Below are 234 nucleotides of genomic sequence, written 5' to 3' on the forward strand. Positions count from 1 at the left end.
GACCGATATTGCTTTCACTGGTTGAATCGAAAGTTGAACAGTATTTGAAAAGCTGCCGCTTACAGTACTGAGCTTTTAGCCAATTGGATGCAGATAATGACTGCTCTTCCGCTGTTCTTGTCGGAATCGAACGACTTTTCAGTGCGATAACAACCGCGTCGATTCCTTCCTGAGCAAAAGCCTCAGCAGGAACGCCATTGAACAGCACCACTTTCCAGCCAGCATTCACCATAA

General features: G+C 46.2%; 1 protein-coding gene. It reads right to left on the reverse strand.

Annotation, left to right across the window (positions count from 1 at the left end; all coding sequences use genetic code 11):
- Positions 1–232, reverse strand: a 232-nt coding sequence (locus tag KVT28_RS27025; RefSeq protein ID WP_305801841.1) for a four-carbon acid sugar kinase family protein, incomplete at its 3' end; no start/stop codon positions are given.
- Positions 233–234: the final 2 nt, after the last annotated feature.

Source organism: Pantoea sp. GbtcB22, assembly GCF_019091025.1.
Taxonomy (GTDB): domain Bacteria; phylum Pseudomonadota; class Gammaproteobacteria; order Enterobacterales; family Enterobacteriaceae; genus Pantoea; species Pantoea leporis.